At 67.5% G+C, this 26868-nt stretch carries 27 protein-coding genes and 1 pseudogene; 8 read left to right on the forward strand and 20 right to left on the reverse strand.

What is annotated here, in order from left to right; genetic code table 11:
* Positions 1–177: 177 nt before the first annotated feature.
* Positions 178–1544 (reverse strand): IS3 family transposase gene (locus ACHMXA_RS21855; RefSeq protein ID WP_371132323.1). Its coding sequence is split into 2 segments (ribosomal slippage): positions 178–1064 and positions 1064–1544, totalling 1368 coding nucleotides; the frame shifts between segments, so codons are not numbered across the junction.
* 454 nt (positions 1545–1998) lie between these two features.
* On the opposite strand from ACHMXA_RS21855, the pseudogene ACHMXA_RS21860 reads away from it, so the two are divergent.
* From ACHMXA_RS21860 to map, 3 genes and pseudogenes are all read left to right on the forward strand, one after another.
* Positions 1999–3213: pseudogene (locus tag ACHMXA_RS21860) on the forward strand (MFS transporter); the annotation flags it as partial.
* Positions 3214–3297: 84 nt separating this feature from the next.
* Entirely contained in the window at positions 3298–3555 is a 258-nt protein-coding gene (locus tag ACHMXA_RS21865) for a ParD-like family protein (RefSeq protein WP_176668334.1), read from the forward strand.
* Positions 3555–4346, forward strand: coding sequence for a type I methionyl aminopeptidase (map, locus tag ACHMXA_RS21870; protein WP_395316352.1), 792 nt, complete (start codon positions 3555–3557; stop codon positions 4344–4346). Before ACHMXA_RS21865 ends, map begins: the two co-directional genes overlap by 1 nt.
* Here the strand turns inward: map and ACHMXA_RS21875 are convergent.
* On the reverse strand, positions 4331–4771 hold the full coding sequence (locus ACHMXA_RS21875) for a GFA family protein (RefSeq protein ID WP_395316353.1): 441 nt from the start codon (positions 4769–4771) through the stop codon (positions 4331–4333). The genes map and ACHMXA_RS21875 overlap by 16 nt on opposite strands.
* A 109-nt stretch (positions 4772–4880) precedes the next feature.
* Between ACHMXA_RS21875 and ACHMXA_RS21880 the strand changes: the two genes are divergently transcribed.
* Positions 4881–5171: a DUF1330 domain-containing protein gene (locus ACHMXA_RS21880; RefSeq protein WP_176668331.1), complete on the forward strand. Its 291-nt coding sequence runs from the start codon at positions 4881–4883 to the stop codon at positions 5169–5171.
* A gap of 66 nt (positions 5172–5237) precedes the next feature.
* Here ACHMXA_RS21880 and ACHMXA_RS21885 read toward each other — a convergent pair whose 3' ends face one another.
* A complete protein-coding gene (locus ACHMXA_RS21885; RefSeq protein ID WP_395316354.1) occupies positions 5238–5894 on the reverse strand; it encodes a dihydrofolate reductase family protein in 657 nt (218 codons plus the stop codon).
* Positions 5895–6116: 222 nt separating this feature from the next.
* Here ACHMXA_RS21885 and ACHMXA_RS21890 point away from each other — a divergent pair, with 222 nt between their 5' ends.
* Together ACHMXA_RS21890 and ACHMXA_RS21895 are read left to right on the forward strand one after the other, a co-directional pair.
* Positions 6117–6518 (forward strand): RidA family protein, encoded by a 402-nt coding sequence (locus tag ACHMXA_RS21890; RefSeq protein WP_176668329.1) that lies wholly within the window; start codon positions 6117–6119, stop codon positions 6516–6518.
* Between the two features lie 38 nt (positions 6519–6556).
* A complete protein-coding gene (locus ACHMXA_RS21895) occupies positions 6557–6907 on the forward strand; it encodes a nuclear transport factor 2 family protein (RefSeq protein WP_395316355.1) in 351 nt (116 codons plus the stop codon).
* A gap of 43 nt (positions 6908–6950) precedes the next feature.
* On the opposite strand, the gene ACHMXA_RS21900 is transcribed toward ACHMXA_RS21895, so the two are convergent.
* Together ACHMXA_RS21900 and ACHMXA_RS21905 are read right to left on the reverse strand one after the other, a co-directional pair.
* Complete coding sequence (locus ACHMXA_RS21900; RefSeq protein WP_395316356.1) at positions 6951–8075, reverse strand: 3-deoxy-7-phosphoheptulonate synthase; 1125 nt, start codon at positions 8073–8075, stop codon at positions 6951–6953.
* Between the two features lie 97 nt (positions 8076–8172).
* Complete coding sequence (locus ACHMXA_RS21905; protein WP_176668327.1) at positions 8173–8595, reverse strand: hypothetical protein; 423 nt, start codon at positions 8593–8595, stop codon at positions 8173–8175.
* A 309-nt stretch (positions 8596–8904) separates the two neighbouring features.
* Between ACHMXA_RS21905 and ACHMXA_RS21910 the strand changes: the two genes are divergently transcribed.
* Positions 8905–9732: an HDOD domain-containing protein gene (locus ACHMXA_RS21910; RefSeq protein ID WP_176668326.1), complete on the forward strand. Its 828-nt coding sequence runs from the start codon at positions 8905–8907 to the stop codon at positions 9730–9732.
* 24 nt (positions 9733–9756) lie between these two features.
* On the opposite strand, the gene ACHMXA_RS21915 is transcribed toward ACHMXA_RS21910, so the two are convergent.
* The 15 genes from ACHMXA_RS21915 to ACHMXA_RS21985 all read right to left on the reverse strand — a co-directional run bounded on the left by ACHMXA_RS21915 (position 9757) and on the right by ACHMXA_RS21985 (position 25872).
* Entirely contained in the window at positions 9757–10491 is a 735-nt protein-coding gene (locus ACHMXA_RS21915; protein WP_176668325.1) for a tRNA-uridine aminocarboxypropyltransferase, read from the reverse strand.
* A gap of 46 nt (positions 10492–10537) precedes the next feature.
* Positions 10538–11044, reverse strand: a complete 507-nt coding sequence (locus tag ACHMXA_RS21920) for a hypothetical protein (RefSeq protein ID WP_176668324.1) — start codon at positions 11042–11044, stop codon at positions 10538–10540.
* A gap of 78 nt (positions 11045–11122) precedes the next feature.
* Entirely contained in the window at positions 11123–12334 is a 1212-nt protein-coding gene (locus ACHMXA_RS21925; protein WP_176668323.1) for a hypothetical protein, read from the reverse strand.
* Positions 12335–12484: 150 nt separating this feature from the next.
* The gene (locus tag ACHMXA_RS21930) at positions 12485–13696 is read right to left on the reverse strand and encodes a DUF1501 domain-containing protein (RefSeq protein ID WP_395316357.1); all 1212 of its coding nucleotides are present in this window, start codon (positions 13694–13696) and stop codon (positions 12485–12487) included.
* 164 nt (positions 13697–13860) lie between these two features.
* Positions 13861–15411 (reverse strand): DUF1800 domain-containing protein, encoded by a 1551-nt coding sequence (locus ACHMXA_RS21935; protein WP_395321347.1) that lies wholly within the window; start codon positions 15409–15411, stop codon positions 13861–13863.
* A 50-nt stretch (positions 15412–15461) separates the two neighbouring features.
* Positions 15462–15932: a hypothetical protein gene (locus ACHMXA_RS21940; protein WP_395316358.1), complete on the reverse strand. Its 471-nt coding sequence runs from the start codon at positions 15930–15932 to the stop codon at positions 15462–15464.
* Between the two features lie 121 nt (positions 15933–16053).
* Positions 16054–16743: a DsbA family oxidoreductase gene (locus tag ACHMXA_RS21945; RefSeq protein ID WP_395316359.1), complete on the reverse strand. Its 690-nt coding sequence runs from the start codon at positions 16741–16743 to the stop codon at positions 16054–16056.
* Positions 16744–16807: 64 nt separating this feature from the next.
* Positions 16808–18217 carry an MFS transporter gene (locus ACHMXA_RS21950; RefSeq protein WP_176668319.1) on the reverse strand — a complete coding sequence of 470 codons (1410 nt, stop codon included), beginning with the start codon at positions 18215–18217 and terminating at the stop codon, positions 16808–16810.
* 82 nt (positions 18218–18299) lie between these two features.
* Positions 18300–20177: a bifunctional sugar phosphate isomerase/epimerase/4-hydroxyphenylpyruvate dioxygenase family protein gene (locus ACHMXA_RS21955; protein ID WP_395316360.1), complete on the reverse strand. Its 1878-nt coding sequence runs from the start codon at positions 20175–20177 to the stop codon at positions 18300–18302.
* Between the two features lie 134 nt (positions 20178–20311).
* Positions 20312–21076 carry an alpha/beta fold hydrolase gene (locus tag ACHMXA_RS21960; protein WP_395316361.1) on the reverse strand — a complete coding sequence of 255 codons (765 nt, stop codon included), beginning with the start codon at positions 21074–21076 and terminating at the stop codon, positions 20312–20314.
* Entirely contained in the window at positions 21073–22308 is a 1236-nt protein-coding gene (locus ACHMXA_RS21965; RefSeq protein WP_395316362.1) for an MFS transporter, read from the reverse strand. The genes ACHMXA_RS21960 and ACHMXA_RS21965 overlap by 4 nt, the downstream gene beginning before the upstream one ends.
* The gene (locus ACHMXA_RS21970) at positions 22305–22736 is read right to left on the reverse strand and encodes a carboxymuconolactone decarboxylase family protein (RefSeq protein WP_126021869.1); all 432 of its coding nucleotides are present in this window, start codon (positions 22734–22736) and stop codon (positions 22305–22307) included. The genes ACHMXA_RS21965 and ACHMXA_RS21970 overlap by 4 nt, the downstream gene beginning before the upstream one ends.
* Positions 22733–23947 (reverse strand): 3-carboxy-cis,cis-muconate cycloisomerase, encoded by a 1215-nt coding sequence (gene pcaB / locus ACHMXA_RS21975; RefSeq protein WP_176668315.1) that lies wholly within the window; start codon positions 23945–23947, stop codon positions 22733–22735. Before pcaB ends, ACHMXA_RS21970 begins: the two co-directional genes overlap by 4 nt.
* 22 nt (positions 23948–23969) lie before the next feature.
* Positions 23970–24803: a shikimate dehydrogenase gene (locus ACHMXA_RS21980; RefSeq protein ID WP_176668314.1), complete on the reverse strand. Its 834-nt coding sequence runs from the start codon at positions 24801–24803 to the stop codon at positions 23970–23972.
* Positions 24804–24948: 145 nt separating this feature from the next.
* The gene (locus ACHMXA_RS21985) at positions 24949–25872 is read right to left on the reverse strand and encodes a shikimate dehydrogenase (protein ID WP_176668313.1); all 924 of its coding nucleotides are present in this window, start codon (positions 25870–25872) and stop codon (positions 24949–24951) included.
* 199 nt (positions 25873–26071) lie between these two features.
* Here ACHMXA_RS21985 and ACHMXA_RS21990 point away from each other — a divergent pair, with 199 nt between their 5' ends.
* Complete coding sequence (locus ACHMXA_RS21990; RefSeq protein WP_176668312.1) at positions 26072–26866, forward strand: IclR family transcriptional regulator C-terminal domain-containing protein; 795 nt, start codon at positions 26072–26074, stop codon at positions 26864–26866.
* Positions 26867–26868: the final 2 nt, after the last annotated feature.

Raw genomic sequence — 26868 nt, forward strand, 5'->3', positions numbered from 1 at the left:
GCTCTCGCTTCCAAACGAGGGCGGCAGCTCGAACGGGTTGGAAGACCGGGACATCCTTGCGGAAACCGGCAGGGCGCGAGCCCTCCCGTCCGAGCCGCCAAAAGTTGGCGCGCGAACGAAAAAGCCGCAGACCATGTGCGGTAGTGAACTGACCCCAAGAAGTTGGACAGTTAGAAGCTAATGGCACAAGGCCTGAGTTCGGTACTGTACTGGGCTCAGGCCTTTGAGTTTGAGCTTGATGCGGTGGTGGTTGTAGTAGTGAATGTAGCGGTGCAGGCCGCGCTGGAGCTCTTCGACACTGGCGAACTCGTTGAGGTAGAAGAACTCGGCTTTCAGCGTGGCGAAGAAGCTCTCCATCGCAGCGTTGTCCAGGCAGTTGCCCCTGCGTGACATGCTTTGGGTCAAGCCCCAGGTGCTGAGTTGGCGTCGATAGGCGGGCATCTGGTAATGCCAGCCCTGGTCGGAGTGCAGCAGCGGGGCTGCTGCCTGGCCTGCCAGCTTGGACAGCGCCTTCTTGAGCATGTTGCCAACCAGCGGGAAGACAGGGCGCCTTTGCATCTCGTAGGCCACGATCTCCCCGTTGTACAGGTCCATGACGGGCGACAGGTACAGCTTGCTGCCATCGACATTGAACTCAGTCACGTCAGTCACCCATTTCTCGTTCGGCCGCTCGGCCTGGAACTGGCGATCAAGAAGATTCGGCGCCGGCGCGTAAGCGACTGCTCCTCGATAGGCGCGGTACTTCTTGGGACGAACCAGCGATTTCAGGCCCAGACCCTGCATCAGACGCTGCACCGTCTTGTGATTGACCGCCCGGCCTGCCCGGCAAAGCTCGGCGGTGATGCGTCGATAGCCGTAGCAGCCCTTGTGGCGCTCGTAGATGGCCCGGATGTGTGACTTCAGGCTGGCGTACTTGTCGCCTGCCTCCAAGACCTTCGCCTGGTAGTAGAACGTGCTGCGCGACAGCCCCGCCGTCTTCAGCAGCATTGGCAACGGGTAATGCGGCCTCAGCTCGATGACGGCTTGCGCTTTGTCCGCGCAGCTTGCCGCCTGGCCCGAACCAAGGCCTCCAATTTTTTTAGATACGCCACCTCCGCGCGCAGGTATTCGTTCTCCTTGCGCAGCGTCTCCAGGTCGTGCGCATCGTCGGCCTGCGGCGGCTGTAGCTGGGGTGGCTTGGGCTTGGGAGTCTTCATCTCTCGGGTTTTCGGCTTCAATGCATCGAGACCGCCTTCATGGTAGCGCCGCTGCCATGCGCTGATGACCCCTGTTCCGCCGCGGATGTCGAACAGCACAACCGCCTGGCGAGCTGACAACTCTTCGTGCCGCATGCGCTGCAACACCATCAGCTTGAACTGTGCGTTGTAGCGGACGCGCTTCTTGCACAGCAGCCCCTGCGATCCATGCTGCCGGTAGCTCTCCACCCACTTCCTGACCGTCCCGTGATCCAGGTCGTGGCGCTGCGCCACCGCCACGTAGCTTTGGTTGCCTGCCTCGTAGTCTTGCACTACCGCCAGCTTGAACTTCTCGTCGTACTTCGCCATGAAAAACACCCCAAGGATTGGATCGGTGTCCAACTTTTGGGGTGCAGTTCACCTGCGGCGGCTTTCGTCGCAGGATGTCAGCGGGCTTCCAAACCCGGCCCCGCTCATCACGAGGCGGAGGGCAATGTAAGCGGTGCCGATGGCGAGCGTCAAGGTTGGCCCCACAGCGCGCATTCCAAAGCGCCTTTTGGCCTGATACGATGCCCGTCCCCGGGAAAACAGCCTCCCGGGCTGCAAAGCAAGACGGTCTCCCGTCCAAGCGCTGGTGACTCACAACGGAGTTTTCCGTGGACACCGCCTTGCCCTGCGCCCCACCCGCATCTTTCGCATCTTTCGCACCCGTCCAGCTGCCCCATAGGCAGCCCCGGCTCAGCGGGAAACGCCCCGATCGACTGCAGCCTTCCCACGCCGCAGCATGAGCACCTCTTCCATGCCCCGCTCGCGCTCCGGCCTCATGCGCCTGCTGCCCTCCGGGGTCGATCCGGGCGCCCTGCCCCTGCTCATCGCGCGAGGGCTTCGCGCCTTCGCCGACGGCTACATGGCCGTGCTGCTGCCGGCGTACCTGCTGTCGATCGGGCTCGGAACGCTGGAAGTCGGCATCGTCAGTACGGCAACGATGCTGGGCTCGGCGCTCGCGACGCTCGCGGTCGGTGCCTGGGGCTATCGCTTCGCGGCGGGGCGGCTGCTTCGCGGCGCGGCCCTGCTGATGGCCGCGACCGGCATCGGCTTCGCGGGACTCTCCTCGTTCTGGCCTTTGCTGGTCGTGGCGCTGGTCGGCACGCTCAACCCCAGCTCGGGCGACGTCAGCGTGTTCCTTCCCCTGGAGCACGCCCGGCTGGCCGGCGCGGCGCAGGGCCATGCGCGGACCGCGCTCTTCGCCCGCTACAGCCTGCTCGGCGCCTTGTGCGCAGCGCTGGGTGCGCTGGCCGCGGCGGTGCCGGACTGGCTGGTGCGGCACACCGGGTTCGATCGGCTCGACGCGCTGCGCGGGATGTTCGCGGTCTATGCCGCGATCGGGCTGGCCGTCTTCTGGCTCTACCGGAACCTGCCCGCGCATTCGGGCACCGGCAGCGCCGACAGCCTGCCGGTTGCGCCCGCGCCTCTCGGGCCCTCGCGCCGCGTGGTGATGCGACTGGCGGCGCTCTTCAGCGTCGACGCCTTCGCGGGCGGGCTCACGGTCAATGCGCTGATGTCGCTGTGGCTGCTGGAGCGGTTCGGCTTCTCGCTGACCCAGGCCGGCGTGTTCTTCTTCTGGACCGGTCTGCTGGGCGCGGCATCGCAGCTGGCGGCACCCGTGGTTGCGCAGCGCATCGGGCTGCTCAACACCATGGTCTTCACGCACCTGCCGGCCAACGTCTGCCTGGTGCTCGCCGCGCTGGCGCCGAGCCTGCCGGTGGCGCTGGGCCTGCTAATGATCCGCAGCTCGCTGTCTTCGATGGACGTGCCCACGCGAACGGCCTACGTGATGGCGGTGGTGACGCCGGCCGAACGCAGCGCGGCCGCGAGCTTCACCGCCGTCCCGCGAAGCCTGGCCGCGGCCATCAGCCCGACGATCAGCGGCGCGCTGTTCGCGGCGGGATGGATCTCGCTGCCGCTCATCGCGTGCGGGCTGCTGAAGATCAGCTACGACCTCGCGCTCTGGCGCGCCATGCGGCGGGATCGGCTGGAGGGGACTAGCCGCGCAATACCTCACGATGGCGCTGGAACATACGAAACATATATACTTCGCATACGTTTCATACAAGGCCAGCCGATGGGCATCGTCAAGATCTCCGACCTCATGCACGAAAACCTGCGCGTGGCAGGCAACGCCCTGGGCAGGTCCATCAACGGCCAGGCCGAGCACTGGATGCGCGTCGGCATGCTGGCCGAACTGCACCCGGAGCTGGATCACCGGGAAATCTGCCAGCTGCTGATACAGGCCGAACTCTCGGGTGGCCTGGACATCGTCGCCGCGGCCACGGCCGAGCCTGCGAAAGCCCGGTCGTCTTCTTCTGCAGGAAAACGCTGATGGCACGCGGCATCGTCATCAAGTCGGCCGAGCAGATCGAAATGGCGCGGCGCGCCGGCAGGCTGGCCGCGGAGGTGCTGGGCATGATCGAGCCCCACGTCGTGCCCGGCGTGAGCACCGAAGAGCTCGACCGGATCTGCAACGACTACATCGTGAACGTGCAGGGCACCGTTCCGGCCAACGTGGGGTACCTGGGGTATCCCAAGACCATCCTCACCTCCGTCAACGAGGTTGTGTGCCACGGCATTCCCTCGCCCGGCAAGATTTTGAAGAAGGGCGACATCGTCAACATCGACGTCGCCGTCATCAAGGACGGCTGGTTCGGCGACACCAGCCGCATGTTCTTCGTGGGAGAGCCTAGCCAGCTGGCCCGGCGCCTGGTGGAGACCACGTACGAGGCCATGCTGGCCGGCATCCGCGAGGTCAGGCCCGGCGCGACTCTCGGCGATGTGGGCCATGCCATCCAGTCGGTCGCCCACCGCGAGCATTTCAGCGTGGTGCGCGAATACTGCGGGCACGGCATCGGGCAGGTCTACCACGAGGATCTGCAGGTGCTGCACTTCGGGCGCCGCGGCGAAGGGCTCAGGCTGGTGCCGGGGATGATCTTCACCATCGAGCCGATGCTCAACGCCGGCAGGAGCGAGACCCGGCAGCTGTCCGACGGATGGACGGTGGTCACGAAGGACCGCTCGCTGTCCGCCCAGTGGGAACACATGGTGGCCGTGACGCCCGAGGGCTACGAGGTGCTCACGCCATGGCCCGGGGGCACGGGGAGTTACCCGTCGGTCTGATCGCGAGGCCTGGTGCCCTGGCCGGCACCGGGAGGCAGCGTCTCGTATCGAGGCAGCGAGTCCGTGATTTCGAACCACGGCGCCTTCGACCCGACGAACACGTGGCACAGCGGCCTGACCTGCGGGTCATCGTCGAGCACGCCGAGTGCCACGCCGTAGACAGCGGGCTTCACGTCGAACTTGCTGATGAGGCTGGAGCCGCACACCGAGCAGAACCCGCGGAATTCGCCGGGTGACGACTCGTAGAAGCGGACCAGTTCTTCGCCCCTGCTCCAGCGGAACTCCTTCGCCAGCACCTTGGCCCGCGCGCGGAAGGCGGTGCCATGCGCCTTCCGGCACATCGCGCAATGGCAGTAGAGCGGGTCTTTCAGCGCGCCGTCGATCTCGAACGCCACGCCTTGGCAGAGACAGCTTCCTCTGAGCATCTATCGGACTCCTTCAGACAGTTCGGGCATGGGGCTTTCTACTCATGGCCCTGATGCGCTCACGGTGTCCGCTTTATATTGCTCGCCCAACAACCGGAGTGAAACCCCCATGGCAAAAGCCTATTGGATCAGCGCATACCGAGCCATCAAGGACGCCGACAAGCTCGCGGCCTACGCAAAGCTGGCGGCACCCGCCATCACTGCCGGCGGCGGTCGCTTCCTGGCACGCGGCCTGCCGGCCAAGGTCTACGAGCACGGCCTTGCCGAGCGCACCACGCTGATCGAGTTCGACAGCGTCGAGCAAGCCACGACCGTGCACGACAGCCCCGCGTACCAGGCGGCGCTTGCGGCCCTGGGAGATGGCGCGGAGCGGGATATGCGGATCGTCGAAGGGGCCTGAACGGGCTGATGACCGCCTGCTGACCGCCAGATAGCCGCGAGGAGGCCGCTCAGGCCAGCCCTGCCGTCAGGCCGCCTTGCGCCGCAGGAACACGTGCGTGGCGCGCTCGCCCGCCACCTGCCGTTCGCAGCTGTAGCCCAGCGCCGGCAGATCCAGGCCCGCGAACAGTGGTTCGCCCTTGCCCAGCAGCACCGGCCGCACGGCCAGGTGCAGTTCGTCGATCAGGCCGGCCTTCAGGTATTCGCGCACGGTGGCCGCGCCGCCACCCAGGCGCACATCGCGGCCACCCGCGGCGGCACGTGCCTGCGCCAGCGCATCGTGGATGCCGCCGGTGACGAAGTGGAAGGTCGTGCCGCCTTTCATGGCCAGCGGTGCGCGGGCGTGGTGGGTCAGCACGAAGACCGGCACGTGGTACGGGGGCTCGTCGCCCCACCAGCCTTTCCAGCTCTCGTCGGGCCAGGGGCCGCGCACCGGCCCGAACATGTTGCGCCCGAGGATCCAGGCGCCCATCTCGGCGAAGCCCTGCTCGGCCATCTCGTTGTCGACGCCGGTCTCGCCGTTGGTCTCACCCGTCTTCTGCATCTGCTGCCAGACGCGCGTGGGAAAGAACCAGTTCATGAGTTCGGGGCCGCGAACGCCCAGCGGGTGCTCCAGGCTCTGGTCGGGGCCGGCTGCGAAACCGTCGAGCGAAACGCCGAAGCTGCGCACGAGCAATCGGGTCATGGGGTTTGTCTCCTGCAGGAAGCGGGGCTGCAGTTTAGACCTTGCGGGTTCGGTCCCCGCCAATCGGCTTGCGACTGCCTGATCGATTGTTTGGGCTCGCCAAATTGTGATTGCCGGCATTGCCTGTTTATCGGCGCACATCCGATCACTAGAGTACAGATCACGCAGAAGGAAAACCGCCTTCGCCAATCAATCGACCAACCAACCGATCAAAGGACTGCCATGACCCGCCCCGAATTCTTTGTCACCCCCGGCTACGGGCCCGCCCTGCACGAGGCGCTGCACTACTCGCAAGCCGTGAAGATCGGCGACCGTGTCGAGATCTCAGGCCAGGGCGGCTGGAACGACGAGATGCAATTTCCCGAATCGATCGAGGAAGAGATCGCCCAGGCGTTCCGCAACGTCGAGAAGACACTGGCGACCGCCGGCGCGCACTGGGGCCATGTCGTGCATGTGAACACGTATCACGTCGGAGGATTTCCTCCCGAGGTGAACCGGACCATCGCGCGGTTGTACCGCCAGTACATGCCGGACCATGCGCCCATCTGGACCGAGGTGGGCGTCGCTGAACTGGCGGCGCCGGCGATGCGGTTCGAGATGCGCGTCACGGCCGTGATCCACTGATCGCCCTCCTGGGCTCCACGCACAAAGGAGACACCGTAATGCCCGAAGACAACAAGACAGTCCTCGCGAACGCCAACGCCGCGATCATGAAGGGCGACTTCGAAGGGTTCCTGAAGTCCTGCACCGAAGACACCGTCTGGAACTTCGTGGGCGACACGATCCTGCGGGGCAAGCAGGCCGTTCGCGAATGGATGGCCGTCGCGTACAAGGAGCCGCCCCGCTTCCAGGTCCACCAGATGATCGGCGACGGCGACTTCGTTGCGGCGCTCGGCGAGATCACCCTGCCCGACCAGGAGGGCAACGCGCAGCCTCATGCGTACTGCGACGTCTGGCGGTTCCGCGACGGCAAGATGGCCGAGCTGCGGGCTTTCGTCGTGCTCGCCCGGTAGAGAGCGTCCGCGATGGCGCAGCGCGCCATCGATCGCAGCTTCGTCAGACCTTCGACAACTTCCGCCGCGCCTTCACCGCCGAGGCCAGGCCCTCCAGCACCGGCACCGTCTGCGAAAAGCCGATGCAGGCATCGGTGATCGAAACGCCGTGCTTGAGCGCGACGCCGGGCTTCAGGTCCTGCCGCCCTTCTTCCAGGTGGCTTTCGATCATGATGCCGGTGATGCGGCTTTCGCCGCCCGCGATCTGCGCCGCCACGTCCTCGGCGACCACGATCTGCCGCTGGTGCTGCTTGCTGCTGTTGCCGTGCGAGACGTCGATCATCACCTGGGGCCGCAGGCCGCTAGCCGCCAGGGTGTCGCAGCAGGCGGCGACGTCCGCGGCCGAGTAGTTGGGCGCCTTGCCGCCGCGCAGGATCACGTGGCAGTCGTCGTTGCCGCGGGTCTCGAAGATCGCGGCCATGCCCATCTTGGTCATGCCCATGAAGGCATGCGGCGCGCGGGCCGCAAGAATGGCGTCGGCCGCGACCTTGATGCTGCCGTCGGTACCGTTCTTGAAGCCCACCGGGCAGCTCAGGCCCGACGCCAGCTGCCGGTGGCTCTGGCTCTCGGTGGTGCGCGCGCCGATGGCGCCCCAGGCGATCAGGTCGGCAATGAACTGCGGGCTCAGCAGGTCGAGGAACTCGGTGCCGGTCGGCAGGCCCAGGGTGGTCAGCTCCAGCAGCAGGCGCCGCGCGCGCTCCAGGCCTTCGTTGATCGCGAAGCTGCCGTCCAGGTGCGGGTCGTTGATGTAGCCCTTCCAGCCGACGGTGGTGCGCGGCTTCTCGAAGTAGGCGCGCATGACGATGAGCAGGTCGTCCTGCAGGGAGTCGGCCACCTTCTTCAGGCGCTGCGCGTACTCGATGGCCTGGTCGTGGTCATGGATGGAGCATGGGCCGACCACCACGACCAGCCGGTCGTCGCGGCCGTGCAGCACGTCGGCAATGGCGGCGCGGCTGCCCTCGACCAGCGCCAGCGTGTTGTCGCGGACGGGCACGCGCTCCTGCAGCAGCGCCGGGGTGATGAGCGGACGGACGGCGCCGATGCGCACGTCGTCGATGCGGGTGGTGTCGAGGGTGCTGTCGCGGGAGCCGATTTCGGCGTCGTGGAGGGGGTCGTCGAGGCGGGACATGGTCGTGGCTGTGTTCGGAATTGAGGGCTGCCCCCGATTGTCCTATCGACTCCGCCCCGCCCCGCCCCGCCCGCGCCGGGCCGGCTCGGGCTCAGGCTCACTTCCCCACCGCGATGAGGCACCAGACGATGGCCACCAGCTGGGCGATGTTGATGAGGATCGCGATGACGTGCGTCCTGCGGAACCCCGGTATCGCATCCATGTAGTTCGACTGGATCTGCGCGCCGAGCGCGTCCATCTTCGGGATGACCTTCTTGCGCAGCACGACCGAGATCGCGGCCAGCACGGCGGCCCCGGCCGCGATCCACAGGCGGCCGGCGGTGGCGAAGCTGAGCGCGGTGGCCGACGCGGTGACGAATGCCGCCACGTAGTAGATGTTGAAGAAGCCCCGCACGAAGCGGGCGTCGAGCGGCGTGTCGTGCTTCAGCACCAGGAGCGGGATGGAGCCCATGATGAAGTACGCCGTCGTGACGAGAAGCGCCACCGTGAAGAACAAGGCGGCAAACATGGCTGCAGACATCTTGACTTCCTCCATACGGTGGGAGAGCCCGGCAGGCGGCGATGGTGCCACATCGGCAGGCGCGCTCATAGGCTCACGGCCAGGCAGGCGGCGCCCGGCACGAGGCGTGGCGGGCGCCGAGTCAGGGTATACCCGCAACGGACTTGCAGGGCGACGGCATCGAGGCCGACGCCGAACGCCTGCAGGAGGGCTTCCGGGCCCACCGGAATCCGTAGAAATTGCGTTTTCGTGTCTGTTCGGGCGTTTGCCTGGGGGTGTGCTGGAGGACAATTGTTTGCATACATAGGCCAGACAACAAAACCCAGCGCCATGACACTCGACGAACTCTTTGCCAATGACAAGTCGCTTCCCACCGTGCCGAGGGTGGTCTCCGATCTGATGGAGATGCTGCGCGACGACGAGGTGTCCTTCGCAGCCATCGCCAACCGGATCGAGCTCGACCAGGTGCTCGCGGCCAAGGTGCTGCAGATGGTCAATTCGCCGCTCTTCGGGCTGCGGCGCAAGATTTCTTCGATACAGGGCGCGATCCTGATGCTGGGGCTCTCCGCCATCCGCTCGATGGTCGTGAGCTCGGGTCTGGCGGGCGCCTTCAGGAAGGTGGACGGCGTCGGCCTGCCCGCCTTCTGGGCGCACAGCCTGCGCGTGGCTTCGGTCTCGCGGTACCTGGCTTCCAAGACGCGGCACGTCGACCCCAACCTGGCATTCACCGCGGGCAGCATGCACGCCATCGGCTACCTGATCATGGCGCAGGCAATGCCCGCCCGCATTGCGGCCCTGAACGCCACCCACCCCTTCGAGGCACTGGGACGCGCGCAGCTCGAGCTCGTCGAGTTCGGCTATCACTACGGCGACGTGAGCGCCTCCCTGGCCCAGCGCTGGGGCTTCGCGCCCGACCTGGTCGGGGCGCTCTCCAGCTTCGTGAGCCCGGCCGACCCGGAGCATCCCGATGTGCTCGGCGGCATCCTGCACCTGGCCGTGTGGCGCGTCGCGCTGGAGCGCCAGGGCGTGGACCTGGGCAACATCGGCGGCTTCTGGCCGAGCCAGTCGGCAATGGCGGTCGGCATCACCGAGGACATCGTCCAGGAAATGCCGGCGCCGCGCGAACTCGCGGCCGATCTCGAATCGATGATCGCCTGAGGGCGCTCCCCTCCCGTCAGGCAGTCAAGCGGCCAGCAGGCCGGCCACCTCGCGCAGCCTCTGGTGGGCTGCGCCGTCCCACACGACCGGCTGCTGGTTCTTCGCGCGCAGGTAGTGGTGCGTGAACACCGTCAGATAGGCCTCCAGCGTCTGCTCGGCGACATGCTCGCCCGCCAGGTTCATGCACATCGCCGCCACCTCGCTGGTGCAGAAATGGTCGTCGCGGCCGGAATTGCGCAGCTTGTACTGGGTGATCTGCTGCGGCTGCAGGCTCAGCACCGGCAGCCGGTCGAGGTAGGGGCTCCTGCGGAACATCTTGCGTGCCTCGGCCCATGTCGCGTCGAACAGGATGAAGAGCGGGCGCTTCCCGGCAGCGCCGGGCGACTGAACTACCTCGACCACCCGCTCGGGCGCCGCGTACTGCCCCGGGAACACCACGTAGGGCTGCCACTGCGGGTCGCTCAAGAGCGCCAGCAGCGCCGGATCGGTCTCGGTGCGGGCCCAGCCGAAGGCGAAGGTGTCGGCCACCACGTCGGCGACCAGCCAGCCGGTGTTGGTGGGCTTGAGCGGCTCGATGTCGGCCATGATCAGGCACACCCCGGCGCGCGTGGCGATCGAGGGACGCAGCGCGCACATGCAATGGCTGGGCACCAGGCGGCAGCCCGCGCAGCGCTCGCGCTTGAAGCCGCCACGGGCAAGAAAGGGCTTGGCGCTTCGTGCCAGGCGGGCGGCGCGAAGAAGGGAAACAGCGTGAGGCATGCGGGGATTCTCGGCGGTGTCGCCGCCGGCCCTGCACGCCTTGCAATCAGGCGGCAGCATCCCGGTCGATGCCGGCGACCAGTTCCCGAAGCCACGCCCGGTGAGCGCCGAAGCTTCCCGACTGCTCCTCGGCCGCTTCTCTCGCCGTCAGGTGCCGCTCCAGAAAGCGAAAGCCGACCAGCCCGGCGGCTTCACGCAGCACCTCGTCGGCCAGATCGCATTCGTAGAGAAAGTCGAAGCGGGTCGCCCAGAAACCCTGCTCTGTACCGGCGAGCCGCTCGAATCCGGAGGGGTCTTCGATGCTGAACTCGATGAACTCCAGGCCGCCCTCCGTCTCACGGAGGCCGCAGACGCTGCTGCCGTGGTCCCACAGCGGAACCAGGGTGGCCCCCTCGGGCGCACGGGCGCCGTGGTAGATGTAATAAGGCGGCCCCAGGCAGGAGCCCCGGAACGCCTCGTGGAGGCACTGGCCGGCAGCCAGCTGCATCAAGGGGGTGGACATGCCGAGCCGCTGCAGCTCGGACATTCGCAAGTGTTCGCCGATCACGGACATGTTTCGATCTTGTCTCCTCAGCCCGGATCATGGCTTACGTGATGCAAGACAGCTCAGGGTGCCGTTATCGCGCGTCCGTCACGCCAGGTCCCAGATCTTGTTGCTAGCTGCAGCATCCAGTTTTTCCTGGATGTCTTCACACATATAGCAGGCCGAAACCCCCAGTTCGTTTGCACCATCAAGACGCCCGATAACGAAGATGCCCCGCGTTGCGTGAGCCGGATCACGTATTGCAGCGCTGATGAAAACCTTCTCGCCGTTGCTTTGCACGATCTTGTCCGTCAGGACCGCACCCGGATGCAGCGCCCGGTCCCGATAGGCGTTTTCGTAGTTGTCCACGAGGTAGTTGAGCAATCTGGGGTTCTGCGAGACAACGCCTGAAATCAGGAATTGAACCCGCTTTGCGGGGATCAGGCCGGTGCCGTCGAACATCGCCTGCAGCACGTTTCTTTCGCGCAGCGACACACTGTCGGCAAAGAATGCGCTCATCTGCCCCCAGGTCAAGGCAATGTTCAGCTCCCCCCACCACCAGGCGGACTCCCTGGGAAGCTCCGATTCGACACCCGCGTAGCAGACGTGTTTTAGGAAGTGGTACTTCAGATTCAGCTGGGGGGAGTCATGGTCACCCGGCCCCCAGCGCACAAACCCCGCGAAGGCGGAGTTGGGGCCGTGCAAACCGTGGAGCGTTCGAAGACTTGGAAAGGCTGCGGGCGTGATGCCCGAGAAACGGTTCGCATCGGCAAGTCCCCGAGAAGCATTCACGGCCTGGGCAAGCTGCCCCAATGTCGACAGATTGGTCACGATGGTTGCGCCGGGCACGTTCGCAAAGGCGATCAGAGTACTCACCACGGCGTTGGCTCTTCGCGATGCCGCGAACTGCTGGATGCCCTGCTGCTGTGGCACCAGCACGTTTCCCCACGATTGACGCAGCGGCGCAGTCGGCGGCACGTTGTTTGCCGTCATTGCTGCAAAAGGCAGGCGAAGCCAGTCCAGCACGGTCTCGGCCTCGTCGATGAGCGTCCGCACCGCTGCCACGGTCGCTCCCGCATTGAGGTAGTCGAGAAGCCTCTTGGCCTCGCTGAAACGAGGCTGCGAAAAAGCGCCCGGTGCCACCGGACCAGGAGCGAGGATGGAAACGATCGCGTTCACGCGAGCCACGCTCCCGTTCACGGCCGTGACAGTCGCGTCCCGATAGTTGGCACAGATATTGACCAAGCGCACATCGGCGATCGCCACGTGGACGCCAAGCGATCGAAGAAGCAAATGCGCGCTCACCGCTGAGATCGGCATGCGGGGGTTCCTCCTGGCAGATCGGATGAGGGACAAGACCTGCATCCGGCGCGGTCGAACTATCACGCCACGCGATTTATGTGTTTCATTGTTGTCGCGCGAGTTCGCCTCCACCATCGCCGAAACTGGGTATGTGCAATCCGATCGACATCAGACCAGCCCGAGATCCTTCGGCGCCACGCCATCGAACACCCGCCCCAGCTGCGCCGGCGACAACCCGTACATCCGCTGGAACAGCCCGCCGAACACGGCGCGGTACTCGTTGAGCACCGGGTAGTCGCGGTTCTGGAACAGCGTCGCCTGCGTCAGCGCCTGCTGCTCGCCCACCACGCGCCCGCCGGCTTGCGCCGAGAGGCCGCCGCCGAGCACCCAGTAGACGGTGCCGTGGCCGTGGTCGGTGCCGCGGTTGCCGTTCTCGCGGAAGGTGCGGCCGAACTCGCTGATGACGACCACGACGGTCTGTCGCCAGGCGTCGTCGCCCATCTCCTGCGCGAAGCCGGCGACGCCGCGTCCCAGTTCTTCAAAACGGTTGGCGAGGTAGCCGGTGGCGCCGCCCTGTCCTACATGGGTGTCCCAGCCGCCGACATCGACGAAGCCGAGGTCGAAGCGGTCGCGCATCAAGAGCGCCATGCGGCGCGCCACCAGCTCGAAGCCCTTGGCGGACATGGCGTTGCGGCTGGCGGCGTCCATCTCGGCCTGCACCGCGCGCATGACCTCGTCGCGCACCTGGAAGCCCTCGGCCACCGGCTGTGCCAGCGTGGTGTTGCGGTACATGGCGGCGATGACCTGGCTCTGCCGCGCGTCGATGCCGGAGCGTGCGTTACCGGCCAGCGCCATGTTGGCGGCCTTGGCGTTGCCGCGCATCGAGATCGGCAGCTGGTCGGTGAAGGCGATGGGCGACACGTCGGTGACGGGCCCCGCGCCGAGCACGCCGGCCAGCCGGTTGAGGAAGCCCGAGCGATAGTCGCGGCGCTTGTCGAGGGCCTGGCCGAGCTCGATGGAGTCCTGCGTCTCGAAGTGGCTGCGCGTGAGGTCGTCGGTGCCGGCGAAGGCGATGAAGGATGCCTGCTTCTGCTGGAACATCGGCATCACGCTCTGCGCCAGCGCGGGGTGCAGGCCCCAGTTGCCGTCCAGCGGCAGCGCGCCGTTGGGCGTGCCGGGCCGCGCGATGGCGATGTTGGGGCGCGAGGCGTAATAGAAGTCGCTGCTCGTGGGCACGAGCAGGTTGCTGCAGTCGTACGCGCCGCGAAGGAACACGACCAGCAGCTTGGCCCCTTCGGCGGAAGGCGCGGCCATCACCTTGGCAGCAGCACTCGCGAACGGTGCGGCGGCCGCGAGCTTCAGGATTTCTCTGCGTTGCATGACGGTTGTCCTTTCTTATTTCTTTCTTCCTGCCTTGCTCCTTCCCCCTTTGGGGGAAGGTTGGGATGGGGGCACGCGGCGATTCGACCGGAGCGACTGATTGAACGCCGCTTGCCCCCACCCCTGCCCTCCCCCAGCGGGGGAGGGAGAAATACCGAATACCTTCAGCGCCGCATCAGCTCGGGCGAGGCCAGCAGGAAGGTGTTCCATTCCTGCGGGTTCTTCGCCTGCGCCAGCGCCTCGCGCGTGTCCGCGCTCATGCCGACCTGCATCGTGCGCACCGCGCGCGAATCGGCCAGGGGCGGGAACGCGGGCTTCTCCAGCGGCGCCTTGTCGTCCGCACGGAACAGCACCGCGCCGTTCGCACCGATGGCGCGCGCGATCTCGAAGCGCGTGTTCATCTGGCCAGCGCTGGCCCAGGCGGCCTCGTTGAGTGGATAGCCGTCGGGCGTCTCGTGCCCATACAGCTGTTCGCCCATGCGATTGATCCAGTTGAGCATCGGATTGACGTTGGTGACCACGCGGTCGTCGTAGGCGAGCCGGACGCCGGCCATCACGTAGTGCACCGGATCGCGGAACTTGCGGCCCAGCGACGCCGAGAACTCGGGCGATTCGAACAGCGCCTTCAGCGTGACGGCGATGTCGCCATCGCTGCGCGTGAAGGCCGCCGCCATTCGGTCGACCAGCGCCTGCGGCGGATCGTCGGCGACGAAGTACACGGCCAGCTTGCGCGAGACGAAGCGCGCTGTGGCCGGAGCGCGAGCGAGGCGGTCGAGCGCCTCGTCGGCCTCGGCCAGACCGCGGCTCTGGATGGGTTGGCCCAGCAGCGTCTTCGGCCCGTAGTCGTGGCGGTTCGGGTTGAACTCGAAAAGCCCCTTGCGCACGTAGTCGGCACGCAGGTTGGGCCGCACGTTCGGCGGCGGCGCGTCGAGCGGCTGGTTGGTCACGCCCACGCCGGTGAGCACGCGCGCGAGTTCCTGCACGTCGCCCTGCGTATAGCCACTGCCCACGCCCAGCGTGTGGAGCTCCATCAGCTCTCGCGCGTAGTTCTCGTTGATGCGGTTGGCGGCGTTCTGCGCGTTGTCGAGGTAGCGCAGCATCGCCGGGTGGTGCACCGTGGCGCCAAGCAGGTCGCGGAACCTGCCGAGCGCGTGCGGGCGGATGGCGTTCTCCTCGTAGTCGCCCACCATCGCGCGGATGTTGTCCTTGCGCAGGTTGACGTTGAAGTGGTTCATCCAGAACCACGTCATCTGCTCCTGCAGCTGGTTGGGCGAATAGAGCGCGCGCAGCACGAAGCGCTGCTGCGCCTCGCGCACCAGCGTGTTGAGGTGCTGCTGGTATTCCTGCCGCGCGGCCTTCTTCTGGTCTTCGTCAGGCAGCGCGTCGGCCGCCTTGCGTTGCGCTTCCAGGCCGGTGACGAGTTGGTCGAGCGGCACGCGCGAGATCTCCATCGCGTCGATCTGCGCCTGCGCGGCCGGCGGCAGCAACGCTGAGCGCGGGTTGAGCTGGTCGCGCATCCACAGCGAGAGGCCGCGCTTTGCAAGCTGCGCATCGCTGCTCGCGTTGGCGCCCCAGCTCACGCGGTCGAGCCAGCGCAGGCGCGTGGCCTCATCCACCTGCTGCGAGGGCAGCGACACCGAAACCATGGGCCGATGGTCCCCCGGCGCGCTCGCGCAGGCCGCAAGCAGCGCCAGCGCGCAGGCGCCGAGCGCCATCGACGCGCGCCGCGTGGAGAAGAACGGCGAAGCGGTGGCCGTCACGGCCCTCACTCCCTGCGCAGGTCGTGGCGGCGCACGTCGCCGATGGCGTGTTGCGCGGTGGCAAGCGCAAGGTCTACGTGCGCGAGGCCGCGCTGCTGATACGGCCGCGAGCGCGGGTCGTCCTCTTCGCGCGCCACGTCGGAGCGCACCTTGCGCAGCAGATCGGCCGCGGCGTGCAGGCGGCCTTCCGGCGGCAGCCATGCATCGGTGGGCTCGCGCCACTCGACGGGCTTGCCGTCGAGCCATGCGGCGTGCTGCAGGTCGCCGATGGCGGCGTGGATCTCGTCGATCACCACCTGCTCGTCGCGCGAGACCTGTCCGTCCTCGGGACGGCGGTGCTCCACTTTCCATGCCGCGGTGCGCAGGTCGGACAAGGCGTGGAGATAGAACGGGTGCCTGCCGTATTCGTCCGCCAGTGCCGGCAGCGAAGCCGCAGCCATGAGGGCGAGTGCGGCGGTTAGGCTTTTCTTCTTCATCTTCGGGGCTCCTGTGTGACAGTGATTGAGAACCGCCTCCTCAACCACCGGAGCCCGCTTCGGGTTGACGTTCTTTACCGTCGTAACGCTGGGCAAAGCTGGCGCCTAAGCGCCAGCTAAGTCAGGCTGTGGCAAGGCTCGAAGGAGCAGCACCGGCGATCTGGCGCAGGGCTCGTTCGAACACTTCGACGGGCTGGCCGCCCGAGATCAGATGCCTGTCGTTGATGATGATCGCGGGCACCGAGTGGATGCCGGCATCGGTGTACATGCGCTCGCGTTCGCGGGTTTCCTGTGCGAACTCGTCGCTGTCCAGGATCTGCCGGGCGCGGGCTTCATCGAGCCCCGCTTCGGTGGCGGCGCGCACCAGCACCTCGTGGTCGGAAGGATTCTGGCTGTCGGTGAAATAGGCCTTCAGCAGCAGCTTCTTGAGCGCCGCCTGCTTAGCGGGGCTTTCCAGCTCGGCCCAGTGGAGCAGCCGGTGGGCATCGAAGGTGTTGTAGACGCGCGGACGGCCTTCGGGGCTGAATTCGAAGCCGACGGCGGCACCGCGCTGGCGGATCATTTCGCGCGACTGGGCCTGCTGCTCGCGCGTGGAGCCGTACTTCTGGTTGAGGTGCTCGAAGGTGTCCTGTCCTTCGGGCGGCATCTGCGGGTTCAGCTCGAAGGGCTGGAAGTGCAGGTCCGCTGTGATCTCCGGCGCCACCTTCCCGAGCGCCGCCTCGAGCGAACTCAGGCCGATGGCGCACCAGGGACAGGACACGTCGGAGACGAAGTCGATCTTGAGGCGGGAGGGGGAAGATGTGGAGGTCATGGCGCCATTCTTCCCGGCGCCACAACCCTTGGCAGGCGAAAGGTCTTCGCCTGCCGCAGGGACCTCAGGCCGCGGCCCGGGCTACGCGCGTTTCCTGCATCGTCTGCTCGCGCAGGCGGTCGTATTCCTGCTTGTCGACCGGCACCGCGTTCGGGTTGCCCAGGTCGCGCATGTGGACGCGGTAGGTTTCGCGGGCGCTGAACGCGGCCAGGGCAGCCAGCACCGTCACCGCGAAGGTGATGGCACCCACGGTGAACCACACGTTGGTCGAACCGGGAGGCGCGACGGCGGCGAACAGGGCCGGCAGCAGCGCGGTGAAGGTGGTGCCGATGTTCTGCGAGATGGCCATGGCCGAGACGCGGTTTCGGGTGCGGAACAGCTCCGGATAGAAGCTCGGGAAGGTCGCGTTGTAGCCCTGGTACACGATGCCCCACATCAGCAGCGACATGACGATGGCCAGCGGCACGTTGCGGATGCTGATGGCGTACAGGTACACGAACGACAGCAGGCCCGAGACCAGCGCGCCGACGATGATCGGCGGGCGGCGGCCGATGCGGTCCGACAGGTTGCCCACGAACGGGATGACGATCACGGCCAGGATGTTGCCGAGCACCGGGATCCACAGGTACACGTCCTTCTGGAAGCCGATGCCGTAGGCGGCCTGCACGGCGTAGGCCGCGCCGAACACGGTGGCCACCACCGGAATGACGTTCATCAGCGCCATGCACACCACGCGCAGCATGTCGGCCCAGCTGTCGGTGAAGGCCTGGACGATCGGCGCCTTGGCCGTTTCACCCTTCTTGTCGACTTCGGCGAAGGCCGGCGTCTCGTCCACCTCGCGGCGGATGATGTAGCCCGCCACGATCACCAGGAAGCTCAGCAGGAACGGAATGCGCCAGCCCCAGGAGTTGAACGCGTCCTCGGGCATGTAGTGCGCCAGCGGCAGGAACACGGCGGCCGCCAGGATCTGGCCGGCCTGCACGCCCTGCAGCGTGAAGCTCGCGAAGAAGCCGCGTCGGCCGAACGGAGCGTGCTCCAGGATCATCGAGCTCGCGCCCGAGATCTCGCCCGCCACCGCGAAGCCCTGCACCAGGCGCAGCAGCACCAGCAGCACCGGTGCCAGCAGGCCGACCTGGTCGTAGGTCGGCAGCAGGCCGACGGCCACGGTCGAGAAGCCCATCAGGAACATGCAAAGCACCAGCACCTGCTTGCGCCCGTGCGTGTCGCCCCAGTGGCCGAGCACGAAGGCGCCGATGGGGCGTGCCACGTAGCCCACGCCGTAGGTCGCGAGCGAGGCGACGATGGCCGTCGTCGGGTCGCCCTTGGGGAAGAAGATCTGCGGAAAGATCAGCGCCGCGGCGGTGGCGTAGATGAAGAAGTCGTAGTACTCCAGCGCCGAGCCGATCCAGCCGCTTGCCGCGGCCTTTCTCGACTGGTGCCTGCCTTGCGGCTCACGGGCTGTGTTGCTTGCCATGTGTTGTCTCCAGTGGTGACGTGAAAAAAATCAGCTCTCTGTCGGTCGAAAGAAACGATCTGCCGGTGCGCCTGCGGCCCTGTCAGTCCTGCGCCTGCGACGCCATGCGCGCCGGTGCGTTGAGGGCGCCGTAGGCGTCGTAGCCGCCCACGCGCTGCGCGACCTCGAAGAACAGTCCGCCCTCGAAGCTCTCGGTGTAGATGTGCAGGTAGTCGCCGGCCGGCGAGCGGTCGAACAGCACGCCCGACTCGCGCATGCGCGAAAGCAGCGCGGGGTCGATGTCGATGCGGGTGGCCAGGTCGTCGTAGTAGTTGTCGGAGATGGGCACGAAGCGCGTGCCGTTGGCGCGCAGCTTCGCGGCCGTCTCGAAGATGTCGGTGCAGCTCAGCGCGATGTGGTGCACCGCGCCGCCGCCGGTCACGCTCAGCGTGCGTGCGGTGCGGGTGCGCTGGCTCAGCGACACGTTGAGCACCAGGCGCAGGCTGCGGTCGGCGTTGGCGACGCCGCGGCTGCGGATCAGCCCGAACGGGTCGGCCAGCTCCAGGCTCTCGCCGGGCTCCAGGCCGAGCACGGCGCGCGTGAACAGCACCCAGGTGTCGAGCTGGTCGAGCGCGAGGCCCAGCGCGACGTGGTCGATGCGCTGCAGGCCCGCGTCGTTGGCGCCCGCGCCCTCGTCTTCGAGGATGAAGTCGGTCTCGTACAGGCCGTTGGCGCCCAGCATCTCGGGCACGAAGTGGATCAGGTTGCCGCCCGGCGCCACGATGGCCGGCACGCGCAGCTCGTTGGGGCCGACCGGGCTGTCGTGCCGCTGCGAGCGCATGGCGGTGGCGCGGCCCACCGCGGCCAGCGGCTCGTCGCAGCGCACGCCCAGCGCGCACACCGAGGTGCCGTGCGCCTCGAAGCGCTGGCGCGCGAAGGAGTCGGGCTGCGCGTTGACGATCAGGTTGATGTCGCCCTGGCGATACAGCGTCACCGCCTTGGAGCGGTGCCTTCCGATGCGGCGGAAGCCCAGCTGGCCGACCAGCGTTGCCAGCGTCGCGGCTGAAGCCTCGTCGGCGGCGAACTCGATGAACGACAGGCCCGATAGCGCCGGCACCGGCGGCGGGTCGAACAGCGTCACCTGCTGCGGCGCTGCGGGCTTGGCGAGGCGCTGGCGCGCTTCGCTCTCCAGATACAAGAGCGAGCGCATCGCATCCACGGCGGTGCGGCGGTTCGGCGTCTCGCGGAAGATGTCGTTGAAGATCTCCAGCGACAGCGGCCCGGTGTAGCCGGCGCGCAGCACCTGCTCGAAGAAGCCGATCACGTCGAAGTCGCCCTGCCCCGGGAACGAGCGGTGGTGGCGCGCCCACTGGATCACGTCCATCGACAGCAGCGGCGCGTCGGCCATCTGCAGGAAGAAGATCTTGTCGCCCGGAATGGCGGCGATGCCGGCCGGGTCGTCCTTCAGCGAGAGCGTGTGGAAGCTGTCGAGGATCAGGCCCAGGTGCGAGTGGTTCGCCTGCTTGACGATCTCCCAGGCCTGGCCGTACAGCGAAGTGTGGCGGCCCCAGGCCAGCGCCTCGAAGCCCACGCGCAGGTTGCGGCGCGCGGCGCGCTCGGCCAGTTCGTGCAGCTGGGCGGCTGCCAGCGCCGGGTCGTTGACGGACAGCGGCGAGGTGTTGGAGCAGCACAGCATCGTCGGTGCGCCCATGGCCTGCATCAGGTCGAACTTGCGCTCTGCGCGCTCCAGGCTGCGGCGGAACTGCGCCTCGGGCATGCCTTCGAAGTCGCGAAACGGCTGGTACAGGTCGATGCTCAGGCCCAGGTCGCCGGCGATGCGGCCGAGCTCGGCGGCCGTGCCCTTGAAGTTGATGAAGTCGGCCTCGAACAGCTCGATGCCATCGAAACCGGCGTCGGCGACGGCTTCGAGCTTCTGGCGGAGCGTGCCGCTGAGCGAGACGGTGGCGATGGAGCGATGCATGGGGGTGGACTTTAGGAACACCCGGGCCCCATCACAATCTATTCAGGCCCCTTTTGATCGATGATCGATCACTCTCAACCGTTATTCGCACGAAATACGGGATACACCTAGGCCGCGTACCCCGCAATCGCCGCTCAGAGGCTGCGCCAGAAATCGATCAGCAGCTGCGCGAATTCCGCCGGCCGCTCGACGGCGCTCAGGTGCGCGGCGTCGATGGTCTCCAGCCGGGCATGCGGAATGGCCGCGGCCATGGCCTGCGACATCGCCATTGGCGTGGCTTCGTCCTGCAGTCCGCCGACGACCAGCGTGGGCACCGCGATGCGGTGGTTGCTCTCGCGGAAGTCGATGGCCGCGACGGCGTTGCAGCTCTCGATGTAGCCCTGCGCGTCGGTGCGCACCAGCACGTCGTGCAGCTTCTTCGCGGCTTCGGCACCCTCGGCCGTGGCGGCCCACGCGGGCGTGAGCCAGCGCGACACCGCCCCGGGCGCGATGGCGGCAACGCCCTTGGCGCCGACGGTCTCGACGCGCGTGCGCCAGGGTGCCTGGTCGGGGTAGTGCGCGGCCGAATTGGCGATCACGATCGTCTTCAGCAGCTCGGGGTGGCGCACCGCCAGCGCCTGCGCTGTCATGCCACCCATCGACAGGCCGACGAAGTGCACCGGCTCGCCGCCAGCCTCGCGCCGAATGAGCTCGGCAGCGTCCTGTGCGAGCGTCTCGACGCGCAGTTCGCCGGGCAGCACCTCCGAGGCGCCGTGGTTGCGATGGTCGTAGCGCAGCACCGTGTGGCCGCGCGCCAGGTGCGCGGCCACGCCGTCCCACATGCTCAGGTCGCAGCCGAGCGCATGGCTGAGCACGACGATGGGGCCGTTGCCCTCGCGAACGACATTCAAACGGGTCATGGTGTGGTTTCCTTTTTCGAGTGTTGCAGACGCGGCAGCCAGAAGAACGCGATCGCCACCAGCACGCCGCCGGCCAGCAGCATGGGCAGGACCATCGGCCAGGCGCCGTTGGAGTAATCGGCATCGACGAAACGCGCGGCGAGCTGCCCTGCGCAGAACGCGACCATCATCATGCCGAAGCCGGACCACGACACGGCCCGGCCCGCCAGGTGCGGCAGATCGCCCACCGCGCCGGCCTGCCCGCAGGGCTGGTGGATGCCGTGGCCCAGGCAGTAGACGGCGTGGCCGAACAGCAGCGGCACCGCGCTCAGCGGCATCAGCCAGCAGCCCAGCGCCTGGATGGTGGCGCCGGCCAGGCTCAGCGACGCGCCGAGCTTCACGGTGCGCACAGGGCCGTAGCGCCGAAGCAGGCTGCGGCACATGGTGGTGCTGAAGATGTAGACCAGCGAGCCGCCGGCCGGGATCCAGCCGTACCAGGCGGGCGACCAGCCCAGATAGCCGATGTAGACCATCGGCGAAAGCAGCAGGAAGCAGAACAAGCCGCCGTAGGTGGTGGCCGCGACCGAGGCCCAGGCGCGGAACGAGCGGCACGCGAACACGGCGCGCGTGCTGCCGCGCGGCGCGGACGACTCGCCCTCGCCCAGGGGCCGGCGCGTTTCGCCGAACGAGCGCCAGCACAGCGCGAACAGCACCGCGGCATAGGCCGCCATCGCCGCCATCACCCAGCGCCAGCCGGCGCCTTGCACCAGCCACGCGCCCAGCAGCGGCGCCATCAGCCCGACCATGCCCAGACCCGTGAGCCCGCGCGCCATCACGTGCGGGCCTTCGTGCGCCGGGTAGAGGTCGCGCACAGCGGCGCGCGCGCACACCAGGATGGCCGCCATCGAGAAGCCCTGCAGCGCGCGCCACCCCGCGAGCAGCGCCACGCTGTCGGCGAAGGCACCGCCCAGCGCGGCGAGCGTGTAGCAGCCCAGCCCCGCCAGCAGCACCGGCCTGCGTCCGAAGCGGTCGGCCAGCGGCCCGCACAGCAGCTGCGCAAAGCCGAAGGCCAGCACGAACAGCGTGAGGCTGGTGCTGGCCGAGCCGAGCTCCTTCGCGATGGCGGGGAGCGCAGGAAGATAGCTGTCGGTGGCCACCGGCTGCGCCGCGAGCAGCAGCGGCAGGAGCAGCGCGAAGGTGACGTCGAAGCGGCCCTTCTTCCGGCCCTTCTTTGGAGCAGGCGGCGCGGTCACTGCGCCAGCGGCGGCAGCAGGCCCTTCTCGCGCAGGATGCCCGTTGCGATGCCGAAGGCGTGGTTGGCCACGGGCACGCCGCAGTAGATGGCGGCCATCATGATCACTTCCTTGATCTCGTCCGGCGTGAGACGCGACTCGGGCGGGCCGTCGAGCGCGGCGCGCACGTGCATCGCGAATTCTTCGTACGCGTGGATGCCCAGCATCATCGACAGCACCATGAAGCGGCGCGTCTTGTCGCCCAGCGCGGGGCGGCCCCAGATGTCGTTCCACGCATGGCGCGTGATGAGTTCCTGGAACTCGGCGTTGAAGCCGTTGCGGTTGGCCAGCGACTTGTCGACCCAGGCATCGCCGAGCACACGGCGGCGGTTGACGAGGCCGGCTTCATAGGCGCCGGGTTCCACGGGCGGGTTTTCGGGGGTGGTCATTGGGAGAGTTCCTTGTGTGCGTCGAGCCGGGCCTGCAGCGCCTTCACTTCGGCGAGCGCGGTCTGTCCGGCTTCGTGGGCGAGCGCGGGGGCGAACCATTCGTCCGCCGCGTCGCGCGGGAGTTCGGCGCGCAGCCGATCGATGTTGGCGCGCATGCGTGCGGCATCGACCTGCAGGCCGGGCAGTGCGCCGGCCATCGCGCGAACGCTGCCGTGCGCCGACATCAGGAGCTGCGGCCATTCGCCCAGCTCCGCCTGCCAGGCGCCGAGTGCGCGTTCGTGCTGCTGCGGCATGGCGCCGAGCAACGCGGCCACGCGCTGCGGCGCGCGGTGCGCGGCGGCAATGGCCACCATCGAGGCCACCGGGTTGCGCTTGTGCGGCATGGCCGACGATCCGCCGCGGCCCGGTTCGCTGGGCTCGGTGACTTCGCTGACTTCGTACTGGCCGAGTAGCGAGATGTCGACCGCGATCTTGCCCAGGCTGCCGGTCATGAGGCCCAGTTCGCAGCCGAGCGCGACCCATTCGTCGCGCTGGGTGTGCCAGGTCGCGCCGGGGTCGCCCAGGCCGAGTTCCTTGGCCATGCGCTTGCGCACGGCCGCGCCCTGCCCCTTCATCTGCGCCAGCGTGCCGATGGCACCGCCCAGCTGCAGCTGCAGCGCGTGCTTCGCGGCATCGCGCAGACGGATGCGGCTGCGCACCAGCGGCGCGGCCCAGCCGGCGCACTTGAAGCCGAAGCTGGTGACCGAGGCCGGCTGCATCAGCGTGCGCGCGAGCATCGGGGTCTCGGCGTGCGTCACGGCCAGGCGCAGCAGCGCGTCGGCGGCCTTGGCGAGGTCGGCCTCGACGAGCGCGACAGCCTCGCGCGTGACCAGCGCCATCGCGCTGTCGATCACGTCCTGGCTGGTGCTGCCGAAATGCACGAAGGACGCGGCCTCGGCGTTGAAGAGGCCCACGGCCTCGCGCAGCGCCTTCACCAGCGGGATCGCGACGCTGCCAGCGCGGCCGCTCTCGCGCACGATCTTGGCGACGTCGAACAGCTCGACCTTGCAGCTGCTGACGATCGAGTTCGCGGCGCTCTCGGGGATCAGCCCCTCGGCCGCCTGCGCGCGCGCCAGCGCGGCCTCGAAGCGCAGCATGGCGTCGACGAAGGCGCGGTCGCTGAAGGCGCCCAGCGTTTCGGATGTGGAGAGGAAGCCTTCGAAAATGCTCATCGGGCGAGCCTTCCTTTCTTGTTCAGTATTTCAGTTGCGCCACGGCGCGCAGTTCCTCGGGCGAGGCAGTGCCGAAGCCGAAGAACTCCAGGTACGCCGGAATCATCTCGAACAGCATGTCGGTGCCCACCTGCACCTGGCAGCCCTTGGCCTTGGCGGCCTGCAGCAGCGGCGTGTATTCGGTCTTCATGACCACCTCGCCGACGAAGGTGGAAGGGTCGATGCGGTCCACGTCGAAGGGCAGCGGATCGCCCTCCTTCATGCCCAGCGGCGTGGCGTTGACCACCACGTCGTAGCCGGCCGGGTCCTTCGAGCCGGTGGCCACCTTCATCTGCGGATAGTGCTCGCGCAGGCGCGCTGCCAGCGCATCGGCCGAGGCCTCGTTCATGTCGAACAGCATCAGCTCGGCGGCACCCGCCGCGGCAATGGACGCCGCGATGGGCGAGCCCACGCCGCCCGCGCCCGACACCAGCACCCGCGTGCCCTTGAAGAGCCGCCCCTTGCGCTCCACGCCGCGCACGAAGCCGGCGCCGTCGAACTGGTCGCCCAGCAGCGTGCCGTCGGGGCGCTTGAGGATGGCGTTGCAGGCACCGGCCACGCGCGCGGTGGGCGTCACCTCGTCGACCAGCGACATCGTCGTCACCTTGTGCGGCATGGTCACCAGAGCGCCGCGGATGTTGCTGAACTTGAAGATCTGCGGCAGCGACACCGCATAGTCCTCGGGCTTCACGCCCATGGGCACGACCACGGCGTCGATGCCGTGCTTGTCGAACCAGGGGTTGTAGATCATCGGGGCCTTGAAGGCCTCCGTGGGAAAGCCGATGTGGGCGATGAGGGTGGATTTGCCGGAAATCATTGGTGAATCAATCTGTGCAATCAAAGGTCGATGAAGGTTTCTTCCAGGAATGCCGCGGAACCGGCTTTGCCGGGCCGCAGGCATTGCCCCCTGCAAGGGGGTTGGCGAAGCGACACGAAGTGCGCGAAGCCTGGGGGTGAGCCATTTACGCCACGCTCGGCGAGTGGTAGCGCAAGGGCTGCGCGATCTCGGCGTGCATCGCCGGCGGATAGATGATTTCTCGCAGGAAGCCGGCGTCGGCCGTCATCGCATCCGCCGCGTCCATGTGGCCGAAGTAGCGGAAGTAGTGCGGCATCTGCTGGATCAGCATCTCGAAGCCGGCCTGCGCATTGAGCCCGCGCGCGCGGGCGGCGCGCACCAGCGGCGTGGGCTGGTTGCGCAGCAGGATGTCGAAGAGCGCGGCGTGGCTGTCCATGCGCGTCACGTCGACAGGCAAGGCGTCGTCGTCGCTCAGCCCGAGTTGGGTGGCATTGATGACGAGGTCGAAGCCCTCGGGCGCATTGCTTTCAGCCGCCACCACGTTCGCGTCGAAGAAGGCATCGAGCTTGGCCGCCACGCCGGCCGCCTTGCCCGCGGCCTTGTCGTACATGGCGATGTGCGCCGCGCCGTTCACCGTGCCACCCTCGGCCAGCGCGACGCCGATGGCAGCGGCGCTCACGCCCGCGCCCAAAATCAGCACGCGCTTGCCGCGGAAGGGAATGTTGTAGTGGTCGAGCGCGCCGATCAGGCCCTCGCCGTCGAAGAGATCGCCCTCGAGCTGGTCGCCCTCGGTGCGGCGCACCACGTTGACCGAGCCCGCCACGCGGCCGAAGAGGCCGCAGCCTTCGAGCAGGTCGACCACCAGCGGCTTGTGCGGGGGCGCGATCACCATGCCGCGCACGTTGCGCGCGAGGAAGGCCGACTTGAAGAACACCGCGAAGTCGCGCACCGGCACCTGCATGGGCAGCAGCACCGCGTCGATGCCGAAGCGCTCGAAGGCCGCATTGAACATGCGCGGCAGCCGCACGTTGCGAACCGGGTCACCGGGGATCAGGTAGGCCTGGGTGCTGCCGCTGATGGAATGGCTCATGTGCGTGCTTCCGTTCGTCAATCGCTCTTTTGGAGGGCGGATGGCGAGCTTTATAGTCCCTCCAGCCAACCCATGCAGCCTTTGGGGCATCAAAACGTGCGACTATCGATCTTTAGAATTCAATGATCGATCAATTCAAGGGTTTTCACCTGCACCAATTGCAAACTCGAACCCTTCTGCGCAGATCACACTTCCGCCCATGAGCAAGGACAGCAATCACGACTCGGCGCCGCCTCCCGGCCTGGACAAGCGCGACTGGATCGCCGGCCTCGAGCGCGGCGTGAGCATCATCGAAGCCTTCGACGACGCCAACCCGCGCCTCACCGCCAGCCAGGCCGGCCAGCGCACCAACATGACCCGCACCGCCGCGCGGCGCTACCTGCTGACCCTGCAGCACATGGGCTACGTCGCCAGCGACGGCAAGCTGTTCTGGCTCACGCCGCGCGTGCTGCGCCTGGGCCAGTCGTACCTCGAATCGGCCCGCCTGCCCCGCGTGGTGCAGCCCTTCCTGCAGCGGGTGGCCGCCGGCACCAACGAGATCGCCTACCTCAGCGTGATGGACGGCGACGAGGTGGTCTACATCGCCCGCAACGGCCCCAACCGCAGCATGAGCACCGGCTACGTGCTCGGCGCGCGCGTGCCGGCGCAGGTCACCGCCTCCGGCATGCTGATGCTGGCCCTGCGCAGCGACGCCGAGCTCGACGAGTGGCTCACCACGCGCAAGCTAACAGTCTTCACCTCGCACACCATCGCGAGCATGGAGCGGATGAAGCTCGAACTTGCCCGCATCCGCGCCCAGGGCTGGGCGCTTTCCGAACAGCAGCTCGACCTGAACTCGCGCGGCATCGCGGTGCCGCTGCGCGACCGGCACGGCACGCTGGTGGGAGCGCTGAACATCACGATGCCGATGGGGCACGAGAGCTCGGAGGATGCGGTGACGCGGGTGCTTCCGGTGCTCCGGGAGACGGCGCAGGCGATGCGGAACCTGATCTGACG

Source organism: Variovorax sp. UC74_104, assembly GCF_044055375.1.
In the GTDB taxonomy this organism is placed as follows: Bacteria; Pseudomonadota; Gammaproteobacteria; order Burkholderiales; family Burkholderiaceae_C; genus Variovorax.